Below are 16000 nucleotides of genomic sequence, written 5' to 3' on the forward strand. Positions count from 1 at the left end.
TGAGGTCAGCGAAGTCCTTCATCGTGTCTCCGTGCTCGAACGGTCGGCGGCGTCCGCCGGGGTGCGGGGGTGGGGCACCATGAGCTCCAGGTCGAGCCGCTTATCCATGTCCAGCCGGAACGTGCCGTAGGGGTTGACGTTCGACCAGAACAGTGCGGTCAGGCCACGCCGGTCCTCGTTGCTCAGCTTCTTCGCCCACGCCGGTTCGGCCAGGACCTGCTGCATCAGCAGGGTGTTGACGTGCACGAGCGCAGACTGGAGCAGGTGCAGGGCGAGCATCGACGTCTCGGCGTGCTCCTTATCCGGGCCGGTCAGGGCGCCGTCTTTGCCGTAGTGGAGCACGGTGTTGGCGCTGTTCCAGTTCTCCACGACCTGGAGCCCGCCGTGGATCTCGCGGCGCAGGCCGGGGCTGGCGAGGTAGTCGCAGGCGAAGATGGTGCGCACGGCGCGGCCGAGTTCTTCGAGTGCCTGGTAGGTGGGGTGCTTGGGGCCGCCGCGGGTGAAGCGCCTCAGCACCTGTTCGGCCTCCGTCGTCCCCAGACGGAGCGCGGTGGCGTACTTGACCATCTGGTCGTACTGCTGCTCGATTAGGTCCCAGCGGACCGGCCGTGTCAGCGAGCCGCCGAGCGCCGGCCACCCGGGCGGGGAGTCATCCGGGCGGTACAGGCGGATGCTGCCGATGTTCTTCAGCCTCGGCAGCAGGCGGAAGTTCAGCAGTTCAGTGAAGGCGAACCCGACCACGCTCGCGCCATGGGTGTCGACGTAGTTCGACTCGATCGCGGCGTCGGTGCAGCGCCGCAGCAGGCCCTCGGTCATGAAGTTCGAGGACCAGGACCCGAACTTCTTCGAGTCCGACGCGCACGCGGTGCCGCGGCCTCACCATGCCGTGTCGCGAGGGGCGAAGGTGGAGTTCACCAGCCTGGTGACGGCGGCCCGCAGGTTGTCGACGGTGATGAAGTGCCGACGGACGTGCCGCAGCGCTGCCTCGCTCTCGCCGGTCGCGGCGATCGCCCGGATGCCCATGTTCGTGCCCAGCGCGAAGAGGGCCAGCAGCAGGCGGCGCTGGAGGACGTGACGTTCGATGCGCTCGTAGGCGGCCACCGAGGAGAACTCCTCGGTGAAGCCGGTGAGGAAGTCGGCGTTCTTCAGCACGTCCAGTAGGTCGAGGACGCCCCAGCGGCGTGCGACCTCATCCTTGAGGGCCGCCAGGCCGGTGGGCTCGGCCAGCGGCTCCAGCTTCGGAACGGTGATCCACGGCTCGCCCTTGCGGGTGGTGACCTTCACCCCGCCCGCCGAGCCGTCCGCGAGCGAGGCCGAGAGCCGGTCCAGAACCGCGGTCATACGCTTCTTCAGGTCCGCGATGAACGCCCTCGGGTTCAGGGGCTGGCGGATCGCAGCGTAGTGCACGGCGCGGGTGGCCTCGAAGTCGCCGGGCAGGTCGTTCTCCGGGTTTCGCCACCGCGCGGCGCCCTCCACATAGATCTCACGGCGCCGGACTGCGTCCCGCAGGGCGACCAGGACGCACAGCTCGTAGGGGATGCGCTCGACCTTGCCCTAGTCGTCGACGACCGCCTCTCGCCAGTCCTTGCGCACCACGCCGTCCATGGGCACGTCGTCGCCGGCGTCGTAGAAGCGGGTCTTGCCGTCGACGTCGGCGTATTTCTTCAACAGCTTCATCGCGTCCATCACCGGCCGATAGGCGGTGTTGTTGCACCTGAAGCCCAGCGTGTTCAGCAGCGGAGGCAGCATCTGCCGGTAATACGAGCTGTAGGAGGAACGCAGGGTGGTGCGGACCTTGGCCTTGAAGACCTTTTCGTTCGCCTTCGCCTCGGCCACCAGCTCGCGCAGCGTCTTCTCCCCGACCACCGGGAACAGGGCCTGGCGGACGACCTCGTCGGGCTTGTCGACGGCGGCCGTCGCCAGCCTAAAGAGGATGCCCTCCTTGCCGCGGACCTTCTTCAACTCGGCCGTCAGCTGCTTCTCCACCCGCCGCTCGGCACGAGCGTTGATCTTGTGGACCAGGGCGACCAGCAGGTCGACCAGGGCGTCAGTGATCTCCGCCTGCCGCGACGAGCACAGCGCCGCGAGCAGGGTGATCCGTACGTCCTCGCTGGTGTCGCGGAAGTCCGAGGGGTACATCTTGATCGCCCGTGCCCGCCAAGCGGCCACCAGCTTCTCCGAGCAGTCCGCGAACAGCCCGTCGGGCAAGCCGAGCTTGCGCACGTCGTTGAGCTTGGTGATCTCGGTGAGCAGGGAGTCCAAGCCGACCGCGCCTGGGTCGCGCTTGAGCGCGGCGATGCCGGCGGTTTCGAGAAACACGACCAGGTCGTGGTCACTGTAGGCGGTACCAAGAATCCGGTCCCGGCCACGGCTGTGCACGGTGACCCTCCGGCCGCCCGTACGAGACGGCCGGTGCACGACAGTCGGCACGCCGATCACCCTCCCAGCCTGCCCCTGGATCATCCACAGGGCGAACCGGGGGGAACGGCCGTAACGAACCCGCGAGCTCCATCGTTCACACCATGCGCGCCGGCCCGTGCCCGCCGTGGCCAGCGCGCATTCAACATAGAGCTCCGCTTCGCCCATGGGGGCAAGTCCTCATACACGGCCCGGCCCGTAATTGCGGCTCTGCAAGCCCGGGCCGCGACACCCGTTCAAAGTACCCGGGCGGCGTACCCCTCGGTGAGGCGGTTGGCGATGCGGGCGCGTTCCTCGTCACGGGGGCTCGCCGGGGGCGGACCCAATCCGCGGGTCGAGGACGGCTCCAGACCTGAGGTGGACCCTCGACGCTCGGCGTTCCGGGAACAGAGCACAAGGTGCACAGGTGGTCGTGGTCGTAGCCCTTGTCGGCATGGAGCTTGGCGGGCCGACTCCTGCGGGGCCGACGCGGGAGCAGAATGGGCGCGATCTCACGACGCGGCAGCTCGCCCCGCTGTTCGGGATCTCTCCGACGACCGCCTGCCAGGTGATCCAGAGGCCAGGGCCGCTGACCGCGCTCGAGCCGGTGCGTGATGTCGCAGGAGGCGGCCAGCGACTTTGTTGACGGTGATCGTCTTCTGAGCGCTCTTCCCCCCGGTACGCTATGGCTCCCTGGTGAACTTCACGTCCAGCCCGCACGGCAAATCTCGGTCGTCCGTCGCGCACAGCGCCTTGCCGCCGTCCACCACCGCCAGGTCGAATTGACAGTTCTCGGCGGCGCCGTGGAATGAAAGACCGATCCAGGAACCGGACTTGGCGGTCTTCTCCCCGATTTCGGTGCCATGGCCCTCCGCGACGTAGAAAGACCAACCGCCTTCCGATGACTTTCCGGGGCATTTTGTCACGGCAAGGTTCTTCGAATCGAGACCGTCGGCGGTAAACGTCCGGTCGGCGGCAATGGTGAACTTTTCGCCGTGCGGTCCCACCCAGTTCCCGGTGATGCGGTCGACCGCAACTTTGGTGGTCGACTGGCTGCCCACACATGCGGTGAGCAGCAGAAACGGCGCCAGGGCGGCGAATATTTTCAGGGTGGTTCGATGCACGCGGCCACTATAACAACGGGCGGTACGGAGCCTGACTCAGCTCCGTACCGCCCGTTGTGTGCTATCTGATGACGATCCCGGCTAGTTCAGCCAGTCCGAGGTAGTGATGCATTGATTGACTGGCCACTTCTCCTCCCAGTTGAAGTCCTCCCTCACCGCAGCCCCGTTGTAGTTCGTGAATAGCGGGTTCCAGGAGCGCGGCACCAGATGTGTGGCGGACTGCCAATCTGAGGTGTTGTACGCATGGAACTTCAGCGTCACCGTGCCAGCCTTCTTGTTGATCGACTTGATGCTCGCCTGGCCGGACCAGGTTCCCAGGAACGCGTCGGCCCGGTTCTTAGTGCCGACCGCCCCGTTGGTGAAGATGCTCCCGAGGTCGCTGAGGACGCCTTGTCCCGTGTTGAAGTGCCACCAGGGGGACCCCGCGTCCGGCCCAGTGTCCTGGTAGTGCATTGGGAGCGCTTCCTTGGCGGCAGGCGCCTTCATGCCCTGGTCCATGGCTTGACCGAGCAACTTCGAACGCATCTCGGTAACGGTGTAGTCGACCGCCAGTGCCGAGAGGAACGCGTCACCGCCGCGGAACTGCTGGTGCGGGCCGAGCGGAAAACCGCCACCCCACAGCCAGCCAATGAACATCGAACGGTTCTCCCAGCCGTTGTCAGCCTTGCTGTCTCGGACGATGCCCCAGTCCGGCTGGGCGGCAAGCATCTCCTGGAGCGTCATGCCGCCCCGGTTCATGAACGGGGTGTCCCACGACTTCGTGATGAAGTTGTACGTCGCCCCTGGCGTCCACTGGTTGGTCGAGCCACCGGTGTTGCCGGTGCTGCTGGTGGAGGCGGTGCCGCCGGTGTTACCGATGGCGCCGAGCACGGCCCCTACGACGCCGAGCACCGCGCCGACGACTCCGCCGATGACCGCGCCGATCGCCCCGATGATGTCGTCGTAGGACATACCGGTGGGGTCGGTGAAGGTCGCCGGATTGTTGGCGGCGTACGAGTACCCGTTGAGGGACTGCGGTTTCTGCGGTTCGAAGACCGGGTCGGTGCTCAGGAAGCGTGCCGTGATCGGGTCGTACTGGCGTGCCCCCAGCTGCGTCAGACCGGTGGTGTCATCGGCCGGCTTGCCGAGGAACCTCTTGTCGTCCGGCCAGCTGGAGGGCTTGGTGCCGCGGGAGGATCCGAACGGCGAGGTGTAGCGCTTGGTGTAGGCCAGCGTCGTGGCGTCGAAGACCAGGCTGGACGTGCCGTGGTTGTCGCCTGCGACGAAGGCCAACTTTGTGCCCGTGACCCCGACGGTCGCGGTGCGTACGGCGATGGTCTGGTCGCCCGCCTTGTAGTAGCGGGCGCCGGACAGGGTCTTCACCGTGCCGGCCGTCTTCAGGTGCACCTCGGTGGCCCCGAGGTAGAGCACCGTCTCGCCGTCCGCGGTGGTGTTGCGGCGGATCAGCAGTTCACCGCTGGCGTCGTAGACGTAGCCGGTGCCGGTGGCCGCCTTGGTGCCTGCGGCGGGCTCGCTCGCGGTGGCGAGCTTGCCCTCGGCGTCCCAGGTCAGCGTCTGGGTGGCCTGGGTGCCGGGCCGGGTGGTGGTGTTGCCGGTGTTGTCGTAGCTGTAGAGGGTGCTGGTGCCCGCCTTTACGGTCGAGGACAAGGCGTGCGGCTGGCCCTTGGAGGTGCCGTACTTGTAGTCGGTGACTGTGTCACCGCTGGTGCTGTGCTCAGTCTGCTGGGTGCGCAGACCACCGTCGTTGTACTGGTAGCTGGTCCAGTACGGAGCGGCTCCGCCCAGGTTGGCCGTGGTCCGCCCGGAAGCGGCGCAGTCGGTGGTCTTGGGCGTCCAGGCTTCGCTGAGGCGGCGCTGGCCGTCGTACGCGAAGCACTGGTTGTCGGCCTGGCCGGCGCCGCCCAGGGTGGTGCCGTCGAAGATCGACGTGATGTTGCCGGCGTCATCCTGGGTGAACTTCAGCTTCTGGAGCATGAAGCCGTGGACGTCGTCGGTGACGTACGACCGGGCAAGACGGCGGCTGCCGGCCTCGTAGTCGTGGTTGACGTAGACCTTCTTGGCCGCCGTGGAGTCGGTGGCCAGTGTCAGCTGGCGCGCGTCACCGAGCGGGGAGTAGGCGGCCGCCTGCAGATAGCCGGTGGTGCCCTTGGAGGTCAGTACCTGGCCCAGATTGTCGTAGGTGTAGGAGACCGTCTCGGCCGCGAGTCCAGCCACCGCCGGAGCCGCCGCCTGCTTGACCGTGCCGTCCAGGTTGTAGCCCGTGGAGTACGACAAGGTGGCGGGCACGCCCGCGGTGACCAGCGGGTCGGTCGAGGGCAGGATGAGCTGGTTGTTGGTGACCTTGTACAGCGGGTCGTAGGCGGTGACCTTCTGGGTGTAGGCCTTGCCGGTCACCCCGCCCACGTAGCGGACCGCCGTGTCCTGCTGCCCCTTGGCCAGCGAGTCGAAGGTCCAGGCCGCGAGCTTGTTGGCGTCCGTCTTGGACGTCTGCCAGGAGCCCGTCATCCGGGCCAGTTCGTCGTACGCGTACAGCAGCACCTGGCCCCGGCTGTCGGTGGAGGTGATCGCCTGATCCAGCTCGTCGAAGCCGGTCGTGGTGGCGCCCTTGTCAGGGTCTGTCACCTTGACCTGGCGGCCGAACAGATCGTACTCGTAGCTCCAGACGGCGTTGTCCGGTCCGGTCACCGACTTTTGCTTCTCGCTCGGGGTGTAGGCGAACGAGGTGGTGGTGTAACTGCCCGTCGGCTGAGGTCCGTTGTAGTCACGGCGCTGGACGGTCTGGCCGAGCGCGTTGGTGACCTCCGCGGTTGCCTGGCCGCCGGCCGGGGCACTGGTGGTGGTCATGTCGCCCATGTAGACGGTGTTGACGGTCCAGCGGGTCGCCCCGTAGTTCTTGGTGACCGACTTCACCGAACGGCCGACGCCGTCGAACGTAGTGTCCGTCTGCATCGGGGCCTGACCGCCGTCGATCTGCACCAGGGTCCCGTTCGGCGCCGCGGTGTTGTCCCAGATGTCGGACTGTGCGGTGACCGCGAGCCCTCGGGAGTCGTACAGCGTCTGGGCGATGATCCGCCCGCCGGCCGCCGACGGCGCCTGGACCTGACGGGTCCGCAGCAGCGAGTCGAAAATCTCGAAGGTGGTGTTGTAGCCCGATCCGTCACCCTTGAGTGTCGCGCTGGATGTCCACGGCAGGGCGGTGGCCGTCATGCTGTACGCGTAGACGTAGTTCGGCGTCTTGCCCAGCGCTTTGGAGCGGTTGGGCAGCCATACGTCGGTGATCCGCCCGAGGCTGTCGTAGGACGTCTCGGTGACCTTGTCTTCACCATCCCGAAGGGCAGACCGCTCGATCCCACCAACCTCACCCGCCGCTTCCGCCGCCGCCTCCTTCGCAGCGCAGGGCTCAGGACGATCCGCTTCCACGACCTCCGGCACTCGACCGCCACCCTGCTCCTGGAACAGGGTGGCGACCTCGTCGTCATCAAGGAACTCCTCGGTCACGCCCACATCGGCGTCTACGCCCACGTACGCCTCCGCCTCCAGCGCCGGCCATCGACACACTTGGCCACGCCCTCGGCCCGACCGACACCCACCGCAGCCGTCCGCTGGCCGTTGCCGTCAGCTGCTGCCGTCGCCCCGCACGAAAGCCCCGCCAGGACTCACCTGACGGGGCTTCATACTCGGGCCGAGTCCTTGTCCGCTGACCTTGCCGTCAACTACTGCCGTCACGGGCGGCAGGCGCTCCACTGTAAATCATTTCAGAGGGACACCTGCCGCCAATTCGCATCTACCAGAGATTCGCCGCGCGCAGAATGCGGACGATTTCAATCCCCTCGAATTGAGTCAATCACGGCCATGGCTTCGTACTGAAATCGCTCCAAATCCTCATAGGATTCCGGAAATCCTCCCCGCCTGGTCGCGAACTTCACAGTGGCGCCATGCGTGAGATAGTCGTCATCCACGCCAACGGACACGATTGCTACGAGAAATTCGGCTGCCTGCAATCCCCAGGCGGCCTTCAGTGCAGCACCTGCGAATGCACGCGACCGTGCGACAGCAGCGCGAAGAAAAAGATCGCGCGCCTTCGGGAGGTCATCACAGAAGATGCTTACATCATTCACTTCGAGCTCGCGCTGAGCAATCTCTTCCGCCTGCCAGTCGCTACGCCATCCGGCCCCATCGCCGTAGCAGCCCACGAGTAGTAGGGATCCAGCCGGTCCAGTTTGCCATCCACTTTCGACCAGATCCTGCAATTCAGCAGGCAGAATTTCCGGGTCGCCGACCTCAGAGGCTGGCCGCCACAGCGGTAGCATCAAGGAATTCTTGTTCACGGGGCATCCATTCCAAAAAACTTGTACGCCTTGTTGATTGCGCTCTGTGGAACCTGTTTGGCTACACGCGATGAAAGGACGTCACCGGACTCCGTCCGCCATTTTCTATTCGCGGGGTCAAAGTAATACTTCTTCGGGTCGGCGCCGCGACCCATAAATTGCAGATGGATACCTGCACCCGGCTTACCTGGGTTTTGATTTTCAATGTCCACTCGGAACGAGCGGTCGTTGGCGGTGTAAACAGTTTTGCTGTTGATCACCGGCGCATCCGCAGCCGTGGTTATGGAACAGGTTCCGGGCGGCGTGTTGTGAACCAAAACCGGCGTGGCCCCCGCCAGTACATAGTACGTATGCAGGCCGTCGATCGTGAGGTTGCGAGTTTCCTGCCGTTCGTGGAAGGAACGCGCTGCGAGTACCGCGACATCGACACCCGTGTCCGTGCGCAGAGTCATGCGTGGCTTCAGGTCGCCCGCGTCAACCCAAGCGTCCTTGGAAGGGGACCAGAACGGATGATGGTCGGTTGCTGTGATCTTCGCGGTTCCATCACGCGTTTTGAGCGTGAGTTCGGTGAAATCCTTGTCCGCAACGGTGATGATGGTGGCAAGGACGGTGCGGGATTCGGTCTTTCCCGTTTTCGGATCAGTCGCAATGACCTGGTCGCCGACCGCGACATCGTCGATGTGTTTGGCCGTTCCATCGGCCATGCGGACAGATTCATCGGGGAGGAAGCTGTTCTTCAGGCAACCTGTGGATTTTCGTGCGATTGCTTCCATTTCTTCCGCTTGGTGCCTGATACCTGATGAAAACGCACTCGCTTCGCCTGCGGTGAACATGTCGAGTGCTATCCAACTGCACGCTTCGTCCTCATGATGGACGGCGCAGTTCCAGGCATCCGTCGGTGTTTGCCAGAAGAAATCGACTTCCGCCTCAGCGCCTTCGATGGCTCCGCACTTGAAATCCCAGAAGTCGCACCTTGAATAGAAGAACTGTTTGATTCCGCATTTCAGGTCCGTGAGGCCACACGTTGGCGGCCCGTCACCGCCACCGCCGCCACCGCCACCGCCGCCACCGCCACCGCCGCCGCCACCGCCGCCACCGCCGCCACTGCCCTGCTTCTTACCTGGCCCGCAGACGTCCCAGCCGCCGGTGCACTCCGATCCGTCCGAGTTCATCTTGATCAGGCCGGAGGGGTCGGAGTAGTTGACGGGGTCGTTGCCGCTGTAGCTGTAGGCGGAAAGGTTCTGCGGGTCGTACGGGGTGCTGAGGGGGTCGGGGCTGAGGAATCGGCCCAGGTTCGGGTCGTAGGCGCGGGCGCCGAGCAGGGAGAGACCGGTGCTGGTGTCTTCGGTCTTGTTCAGGAATCCCTTGTCGGTGCCGGTGGGCAGGGTGCCGCCGCGTTCGTCGCCGAAGGGGGTGTAGCGGCGGCGGGTTGCGGTGCCTGTGGTGGCGTCGACGGTGAGCTGGGTGGAGGCCTGGTTGTCGGCCATCAGGTAGGTGACTTTGCCGCCGGGCATGTTGTTGCCGGTGGTGGTGCGCATGGCGACGGTGGATCCGCCGCTGGTGTAGTACCGGGTTGCGCTGACCGTGGTGCCGTCGTTGCGCAGTTCCATGCCGCCGAGGTAGGCGACGGTTTCTGTGGGGGTGGTGCGGACGGCGAGGTTGCCGTCGGCGTCGTACACGTAGCGGGTCAGTTCGCTGCCGGTGGTCTTGGTGTTTTTGACGGTGGAGAGCTGGCCCAGTTTGGTCCAGGTGTAGTCGGTGGTGGTGCCGGGCACGACACGCTTGAGCATCGTGCCGTCGTTGTCGTAGGTGTAGGTGTCGGTGGTGGTGGTGCTGCCGGCGACGATGTGGTTGATCTTGCGGACGCCGTGCGGCTGGTCGGCGTTGGCGGTGGTCCAGGTACCGGCGTCGTCGTATCCGGGATACAGGTAGTCGTGGATGGCCTTGCTGCCCGTCTGGCTGGTGTCGGTGACGGACTGCAGGTTGCCGAGGCTGTCGTAGCTGTACCCGGTCTGGTAGGGGGAGGTGCCGGCGAAGTCAGAGGCCGTCGTCCCCGCGCAGATCCCGGCGTGGGTGTAGGCCAGGGTGAGACGGGCCTGGTTGTCGTAGGTGAAGCACTGCGACTGGGAGCTCTGCCCGCCGGAGTTCTCGCTCAGCTGGGTGATGTTGCCGGCGTGGTCGTAGCTGTAGGTGTCCTTCTGGCTTTCGGTGACGAGCTGGTTGGCCGTGGTGGTGGTGGTGATGCCCTGCAGCCAGCGGGTGCCGGTGTCGTCCTGGTAGCTGTACGAGCGTTGCGCGGTGACGCCGCCGGCGGGGGTGGTGGGCTTGCCGTAGAAGCGGTCGGTCAGACGGCTGTAGGCGTCGTAGGCCGTGTTGTTGACGTAGGTCTGCTTGTCGGAGACGACGCTGTCGGGCTGCCCCTGGGAGTTGTATCCGGTGGTGACGGTCTCCGCGTCCATCCCGCTGGCTGCGGGGCCCGCGGGGTATTTCACCGTGGTGACGTGGTCGGCGGCGTCGTAGGTGAACTCTGTCTTGTAGTCGCCGGCCAGGCCGGTGACGTTGGCCGGGACGGTGACGGTGGTGCTCTTCGGGCGGCCGCGGTCGTCGAAGCCGTCGATCTTGGTGGTGTAGGTGTTGCCGCTCGTGTCGCGGCTGACGGACGAGGTGATCTGCCCCTTGCCGCCGGAGATGCTCGGGTCGTCCCAGGCCCAGGCGGCCAGTTCATCGGCTCCGCTGGTCACGGACGTCATGCGGCCCAGGGTGTCGTAGCTGTAGCGGAGAATGTTCTTTCCGAAGCCGGTGATCGGATCCATGTTGTTGCTGACCGTACTGATCTGCCCGTTTTTGTTGTACTCAGTGAGAGATGTTCCGGCGTCCGGATCGTCGACCGTGAGGCGCTGACCGGCCCAGTTGTAGGTGTATTTGGTGTTGTTGCCGCGCCAGTCACTGATCTGCTTGAGCTGGCCGGTACCGGTGCCGGTGTAGGTGTACTGCGTGGTGAAGGTCGAACTGTCCTTGTGTTCGACGACCTTCGAGGTCTGCCCGTACACGTCGGTGTAGGTGTCCGTGGCGCCGTACACCGACGGGGTGACGGTGGTGTAGTCGCCGTGGTAGACGGCCGTGCTGGAGCCGTATGCCGAGGTGGTGGTGCCGGTGCCATTGCCGACCAGGATGCTGGTGGAGGTGGTCCGCCCGGCCCAGTCGAGGGTGAGGTCGGTGTAGGAGGGCAGGTCCTTCACCTCGGGGTTGGCGGGCCCGCCGACGCCCATGACGCCCGAGTTGCGGAAGACCGGGGAAGTGCCCGTGACGTGGCCTGCCGTGTCGTAGCGGGTGACGGCCACCTGCCGGCCGAAACCTTGACCGGCGGGGAGCGGTGCCTGTGTCTCCCGGGTGCGGCCCAGACCATCGCCGTAGGCGTACATGGACAGGTAGGTGTCCCCGGACTGGAGGGTCTGGGTGCCCACGCCGGGGTAGCCGTCGACCGAGTCCGGCACTCCGCCGATCGTGGAGGTGGGAATGCTGTAGCTGAACTTCAGCGACGGTGAGCTGGCGGTCTCGGTGGGCTTCACCACTTCGGTGGTGCGTCCCGCGGCATCCAGCGTGAGCGTGGTGATCTTCCCGTTGGGGTCCATGCTCTTGTACGGCACGCCCCAGAAGCGGGACAGCCAGACCGTGGAGGTCAGCGGGGTCAGCGGACCATTCGGGAACAAGCCGTCCGGGTCTGGAGTGGTGGTGGTGATGCCGCCCGTCGGCCAGGAATTGTCCGGGCTGTAGGTGGTGGTGGTGCGGTTCAAGTTGCGGTCTTCGCTCCACACCTCCCGGCCGGCGTTGTCGTAACCGTGCTTCGGCCCCAGGAAGTCGGTCGCCCCGGACGAGGCGTAGGTGCGCACTTCGGTCGCATTGCCGTCGACGGGCTTGTTGGCGGTTACCGAGTTGGCGTTGTCGTAGAAGGTGGTGGTGTAGCCGTCCTGGTGAGCAGCGTCCCTATCCACGCACCCCAGGCCGCCCATGCTGTAGTGCAGGGTCTCGTCGAGGAGGACGGTCCAGCGCTGGACGCCGGTGCTGTCGAGGAGGTCGGTGTTGTAGGCGCGGCCGAAGGTGGTGCACTGGTTGTCCGAGACGCCCTTCGCGCCCCAGTCGGCGATGCGCGCGGGCAGGCCGTACTTGTTCGCAAGGTCGGTGTTCTCGAATTCGTTCTGGACAGTGTGCTCGCGCCAGCCGGTCGAGATCTGGGTGAAGGTGGTGGTTTCCGTCTCGCGGACGAAGCGGGCGTCGGGCAGCCCCACGTAGGTCGCGGTGGGGTGGACCCAGTACTTGTGGAAGACCCGTTCGTGCGAGTACCCGCCGTCGTCCCGCTGCGACGTCTCGATCGTTTGACCCTGAAGCCACGCCGAGTCGGTGTAGGAGGTTTCATCACCGTCTTTGACGCTGACCGAGCGGGTCTTCGAGGGGTCGGACTTGTCGGTGCGGTCGCCGTCCAGGCCGCGGTAGAGCCAGTAGACCGTGGAGTGCTTGACCGCGCCGGAGCCCGTGGTGACCTCGACGCTCTGGTAGCCGCGCCAGTCCGACCAGGTCTCGTCGTCGTCCGAGGCGAGGGGGTCGTCGGCGAAGCGCCAGCCGGCCCCGCCCTTGTAGTCGTAGGTGGTCGTCATCTCCGGATCGCCGTCCTGGTTGCTGGTCACCGTCGGGTCGACGGTGACCTTGGTGACCAGGAACTTCTTGAACCAGCCGGTGGTGGAATCAGAGGCGCCTTCGGGGGTCCATTTCTGCCAGTAGCAGTCCTTGGTGTTCGACGACTGGGTCGGGTAATCGTCAGAACTGCATGCGTTGGGCGAGCCGTAGGTGACGGTGGTCGTCGCGCCGAGGTCTCCGTGGATCGTCTCGATGCGGCGGAACCACAACTCCTTGTCGCCGACCTGGTTGTCGAGGTCGATGCCGTTGAAGTTGATGACCGGCAGGACGATGTCCGTGCCCGTCCCGTACTTCTTGCGCTGCACGTAGTCCAGCCACAGCGTCTTGCCGACCGATCCGGCCGGGTTGGGCAGGGCGTGCTTGGTCTGGTACTGCTGCACCAGCTCCCAGCCGTTGGCCGAGGTGGTCAGCACGTAGGTCTTGATGTCCCACAGCATGTCCTTGGAGAAGAACGTGGGGTAGTAGGTCTTGCCCTTGCAGTAGTAGTCGGCGGAGGTGCCGTCGCACATCAGGTCGACCGGCACGTCCGGGTACGACGAGGGGGTTGAGGAGATCGACGGGCAGGCGCCGGGTTCACTGCGCAGCGGGTCGGTGTCGGCCATGCGTTCCACACAGCGCCCGACATGGGTGAGGACCACCTTGCCGGTCGGGATGGATCCGGGGACCTGGGAGGCCCAGCCGTACTGGATCTCGTTCAGGTAGCCGCCCGAGGTGTACTCGCGGGCCTTTTCCGTCGTGTCGGCGATGGAGCGGTAGTAGTTGGACTCCTTGTCGTAGAAGTAGGCCGATTCGACCTCGTTGGCGTCCACGACCCGGTCCAGGTTCCACCGCCAGGCCTGTGAGCACGGCTCGGGGAACTGGCTGAAACACGGCTCGCCCGGGTTGTTGCCGACCACCGGCACGGTGAAGACGGACGCGGTCGCTGCCTGGGTGCGCTCGGAGCGGCCCCAGCCGAAGTAGTAGCGCTGACCGTCCTGGGAGGAGATCACCCAGTACTCGTCGTCCGCGCCGTGCCCGTCGAACAGGTGCTGGACCCGCCAGCCCGGATCGTCCTGCACGTGATAGTCGCCGGTGCCGGTGCCGTCCTGGACCAGCTGCGAGCTGACGCCGTTGAGGTTGATGACGTAGACGGCGCCGTCCGGCTCCGTCGCGGTGTTCGGCGAGTCCCAGCACATGTCGCTGATCGGGCTCAGGCCCTCCTCGCTGCAGTTGCGGTAGCGCCGCTCGATGAATCCGACGCTCAGGTCCCACCCCATACCGACCCAGGAGGCCTGGTTGTTGGTCGCCGAGGTCCGCCCGTCCACCGACTGCGAGTTGTACGTCATCGCCAGCGACGGCGCCGACCCCATGGCCGGCTTGGGCAGTTCCACCGGCACGCTGTAGTTGAAGGCGCCCGATCCGGTCGACACGTCCCAGGACCCGGTCGGGGACAGGGCAGAGGCCCGGTAGTCACCCTCGTCCGAGGACGAACCGGTGGTCACCGCGTAGAGGCTCGCGCCCGCGCCACTGCCCAGCTGCGAGGACAGGCCGCTGTCGTCCGGCTCCGCCACCACCGTCGCGGTCAGTGTGCCCGCGGCGGTGTCGTTGTCCACGGGAATGAATTCGCGGCTGGTGCAGCCTTCGGCATCGGGGGTGTCCAGCGCGCAGGCGGGAAGCTTCACCAGCCGCAGCCGGGAAGCGAACTCGCCGCCGTATGCGTACCTGAAGCCGGAGTAGTCGATGCTGACCTGGACCTGTCCGGGCGTGCTCACTCCGTCGGAGCGGGTGACCTGCAGACCGAGCCCGACCCCTCCCGCCGGCGCGACGTCGTCACGGTCCAGCACCCGCACGTCGACCTGATCGGGAGACACCGGGTCCCCCGCAGGATCGGCCGAAGCCGAAGCCGAAGCCGAAGCCGAAGCCGAAGCCGAAGCCGAAGCGGAGTCGGAGGGCTGGGGTTCGGCGGTCACGCTCGTTTCGGGCACGGGTGTGGTGGACGCGGCTGCTTCGGGGCTGTCCGAAGGGCTGGGGTCCGTGGACGGCGACGCGTCGTCGTCGGTCAGCCGGGATGAGGCCAGCTGGGCAACGGCCCCGTCCCCTTCGGGCACGGGTGCCACCTCGACCACGTCAGCGACCTGGGTGACGTCCTGGTCCTGCGACTTCGACGCGGACGGGGTCGGCGTCGTCACCTGCCCCGGATCACCGGGTTCAGCGTGCGACAGGTCCACCGTCGCTTCTGTTGCGGTCGGCCAGTGTGGCTTGGGCAGTGCTTTGCCCACTTCCTCCGCCTGCTGCGGGGGCACCGTGCCCAGCGACTGGGAGGGAACGACCGGTGTCGAGTCCTCCGCCGCGGCCGCCTCGGAAGGCGACACCACCGACATCGTCGACAGCAAGCCGGCCATCAAAGCACCGGCCAGCCCAACTGATAGGTAACGCGTACGCCTTACGGCCACTTGAATCCCCCCACGCATGCCACCTGCATCACGTGCACGGGGCAGTCCAATGAATCAACTGCCGTCTTCCGGGCATGCCGAACAGACCCATCAGCACGATGGGATCGACTTGACCAGGAATTTGATCAGTGAAGGCGGACAGTAGTTCCCGTGAACAGACTGTGAACAGGGGGTTTGATCATGGGTTCCCTTCGAGTGCTGTGACGTTTTCCACAATCAGGCGAGCTGCCGTGCAAGCGCCTGACCTGCACTTCAGGTGTGGTTCGGGCTTCCCCGGCGGCGGCCGCGGGGCAGACCGGCATCGGCCGCATCAGTCAGCGCAGCCTGCGAAGGGCCCCCGCTTGCGGGGGCCGGGCCTGCCCGGCATCCGACTTCGAGGGTCGGATGACCCGCAGCACAGGCGCACCTCACCCGATCATCGGTGCCCCGCGCTGTAGCCGAGCGGCCTGGCGAGACGGAAGTTCGCGGTGATACGGCCGAACGGACTGGTGACGGCGAGACGCCGAAATGCGATGAAGTCGACCCGCGTGCGTGCTCTGCCGGTTTCGATTCACCCCCGCACGTGCCGGGGCTGCGCCGGGAGAACTGACCGGCAAGTTGTCGTAGGGTCGCCTGGGTCGCCGTGCTGGGGGCGTGGCGGGAAGCAGCAAAAGCGCACGGGGTTCTTGAGAGACGGCAGGTCATTGCGGTCGTCGGTGGGAGGGGTTCACTCGATGGCGGCGCAATTCGGCAGGAGGCTGCGCAGGGGCGCGGCAACCACCGCTGTAGTCGTGGTCGCGGTCGCGGCTCTGTCCGCCTCGCAGGCCGCGGGAGTAAGCGCCGACAGTCACGGCAGACAGATGACCGCCATCCACACCCGGCAGAATGCGGACGGCACGGACTACGGAGTCGCGACCGGCAACTCGCGTTACTACACGGATCTTCCGCCGCTGCAGAGCCCGAACCCCGCACCGAGCGCGAGTGCGGGTGGCGGCACGCCCGCCGCCACGGGCGCGGCCGAGGCGGGTATCCCGGCGACCGTGCTGGC

General features: G+C 66.1%; 5 protein-coding genes and 5 pseudogenes. 3 read left to right on the forward strand and 7 right to left on the reverse strand.

The features are described 5' to 3' along the window. Window positions 1–18: 18 nt before the first annotated feature. From N4G66_RS37855 to N4G66_RS37865, 3 genes and pseudogenes are all read right to left on the reverse strand, one after another. Window positions 19–846 (reverse strand): annotated as a pseudogene (locus N4G66_RS37855) (Tn3 family transposase); the annotation flags it as partial. A gap of 30 nt (window positions 847–876) precedes the next feature. Then, on the reverse strand, window positions 877–1476 hold the full coding sequence (locus N4G66_RS37860) for a Tn3 family transposase (RefSeq protein WP_261708833.1): 600 nt from the start codon (window positions 1474–1476) through the stop codon (window positions 877–879). Window positions 1477–1554: 78 nt separating this feature from the next. Next, window positions 1555–2430: a hypothetical protein gene (locus N4G66_RS37865; RefSeq protein WP_261708834.1), complete on the reverse strand. Its 876-nt coding sequence runs from the start codon at window positions 2428–2430 to the stop codon at window positions 1555–1557. Window positions 2431–2905: 475 nt separating this feature from the next. Between N4G66_RS37865 and N4G66_RS37870 the strand changes: the two are divergent. Beyond that, window positions 2906–3004, forward strand: a pseudogene (locus N4G66_RS37870) (IS5/IS1182 family transposase); the annotation flags it as partial. A gap of 76 nt (window positions 3005–3080) precedes the next feature. Here the strand turns inward: N4G66_RS37870 and N4G66_RS37875 are convergent. Both N4G66_RS37875 and N4G66_RS37880 read right to left on the reverse strand, forming a co-directional pair. Beyond that, on the reverse strand, window positions 3081–3521 hold the full coding sequence (locus tag N4G66_RS37875; protein WP_261708835.1) for a hypothetical protein: 441 nt from the start codon (window positions 3519–3521) through the stop codon (window positions 3081–3083). 81 nt (window positions 3522–3602) lie between these two features. Then, window positions 3603–6848 (reverse strand): annotated as a pseudogene (locus N4G66_RS37880) (RHS repeat-associated core domain-containing protein); the annotation flags it as partial. On the opposite strand from N4G66_RS37880, the pseudogene N4G66_RS46275 reads away from it, so the two are divergent. Beyond that, window positions 6834–7138: pseudogene (locus tag N4G66_RS46275) on the forward strand (tyrosine-type recombinase/integrase); the annotation flags it as partial. The pseudogenes N4G66_RS37880 and N4G66_RS46275 overlap by 15 nt on opposite strands. 204 nt (window positions 7139–7342) lie before the next feature. Here N4G66_RS46275 and N4G66_RS37890 read toward each other — a convergent pair. Continuing rightward, the gene (locus N4G66_RS37890) at window positions 7343–7849 is read right to left on the reverse strand and encodes a hypothetical protein (RefSeq protein WP_261708836.1); all 507 of its coding nucleotides are present in this window, start codon (window positions 7847–7849) and stop codon (window positions 7343–7345) included. Further along, window positions 7846–14922 (reverse strand): RHS repeat-associated core domain-containing protein, encoded by a 7077-nt coding sequence (locus N4G66_RS37895; RefSeq protein WP_261708837.1) that lies wholly within the window; start codon window positions 14920–14922, stop codon window positions 7846–7848. The genes N4G66_RS37890 and N4G66_RS37895 overlap by 4 nt, the downstream gene beginning before the upstream one ends. A 764-nt stretch (window positions 14923–15686) precedes the next feature. On the opposite strand from N4G66_RS37895, the pseudogene N4G66_RS37900 reads away from it, so the two are divergent. Further along, window positions 15687–16000, forward strand: a pseudogene (locus N4G66_RS37900) (lytic transglycosylase); the annotation flags it as partial.

The sequence above is a fragment of the Streptomyces rhizosphaerihabitans genome, from assembly GCF_025399795.1.
Classification (GTDB): domain Bacteria; phylum Actinomycetota; class Actinomycetes; order Streptomycetales; family Streptomycetaceae; genus Streptomyces; species Streptomyces rhizosphaerihabitans.

Coding starts and splice junctions, on each gene's coding strand:
- N4G66_RS37895 (WP_261708837.1), bottom strand. CDS start 14,922: ATGGCCGGCTTGCTGTCGACGATGTCGGTGGTGTCGCCTTCCGAGGCG.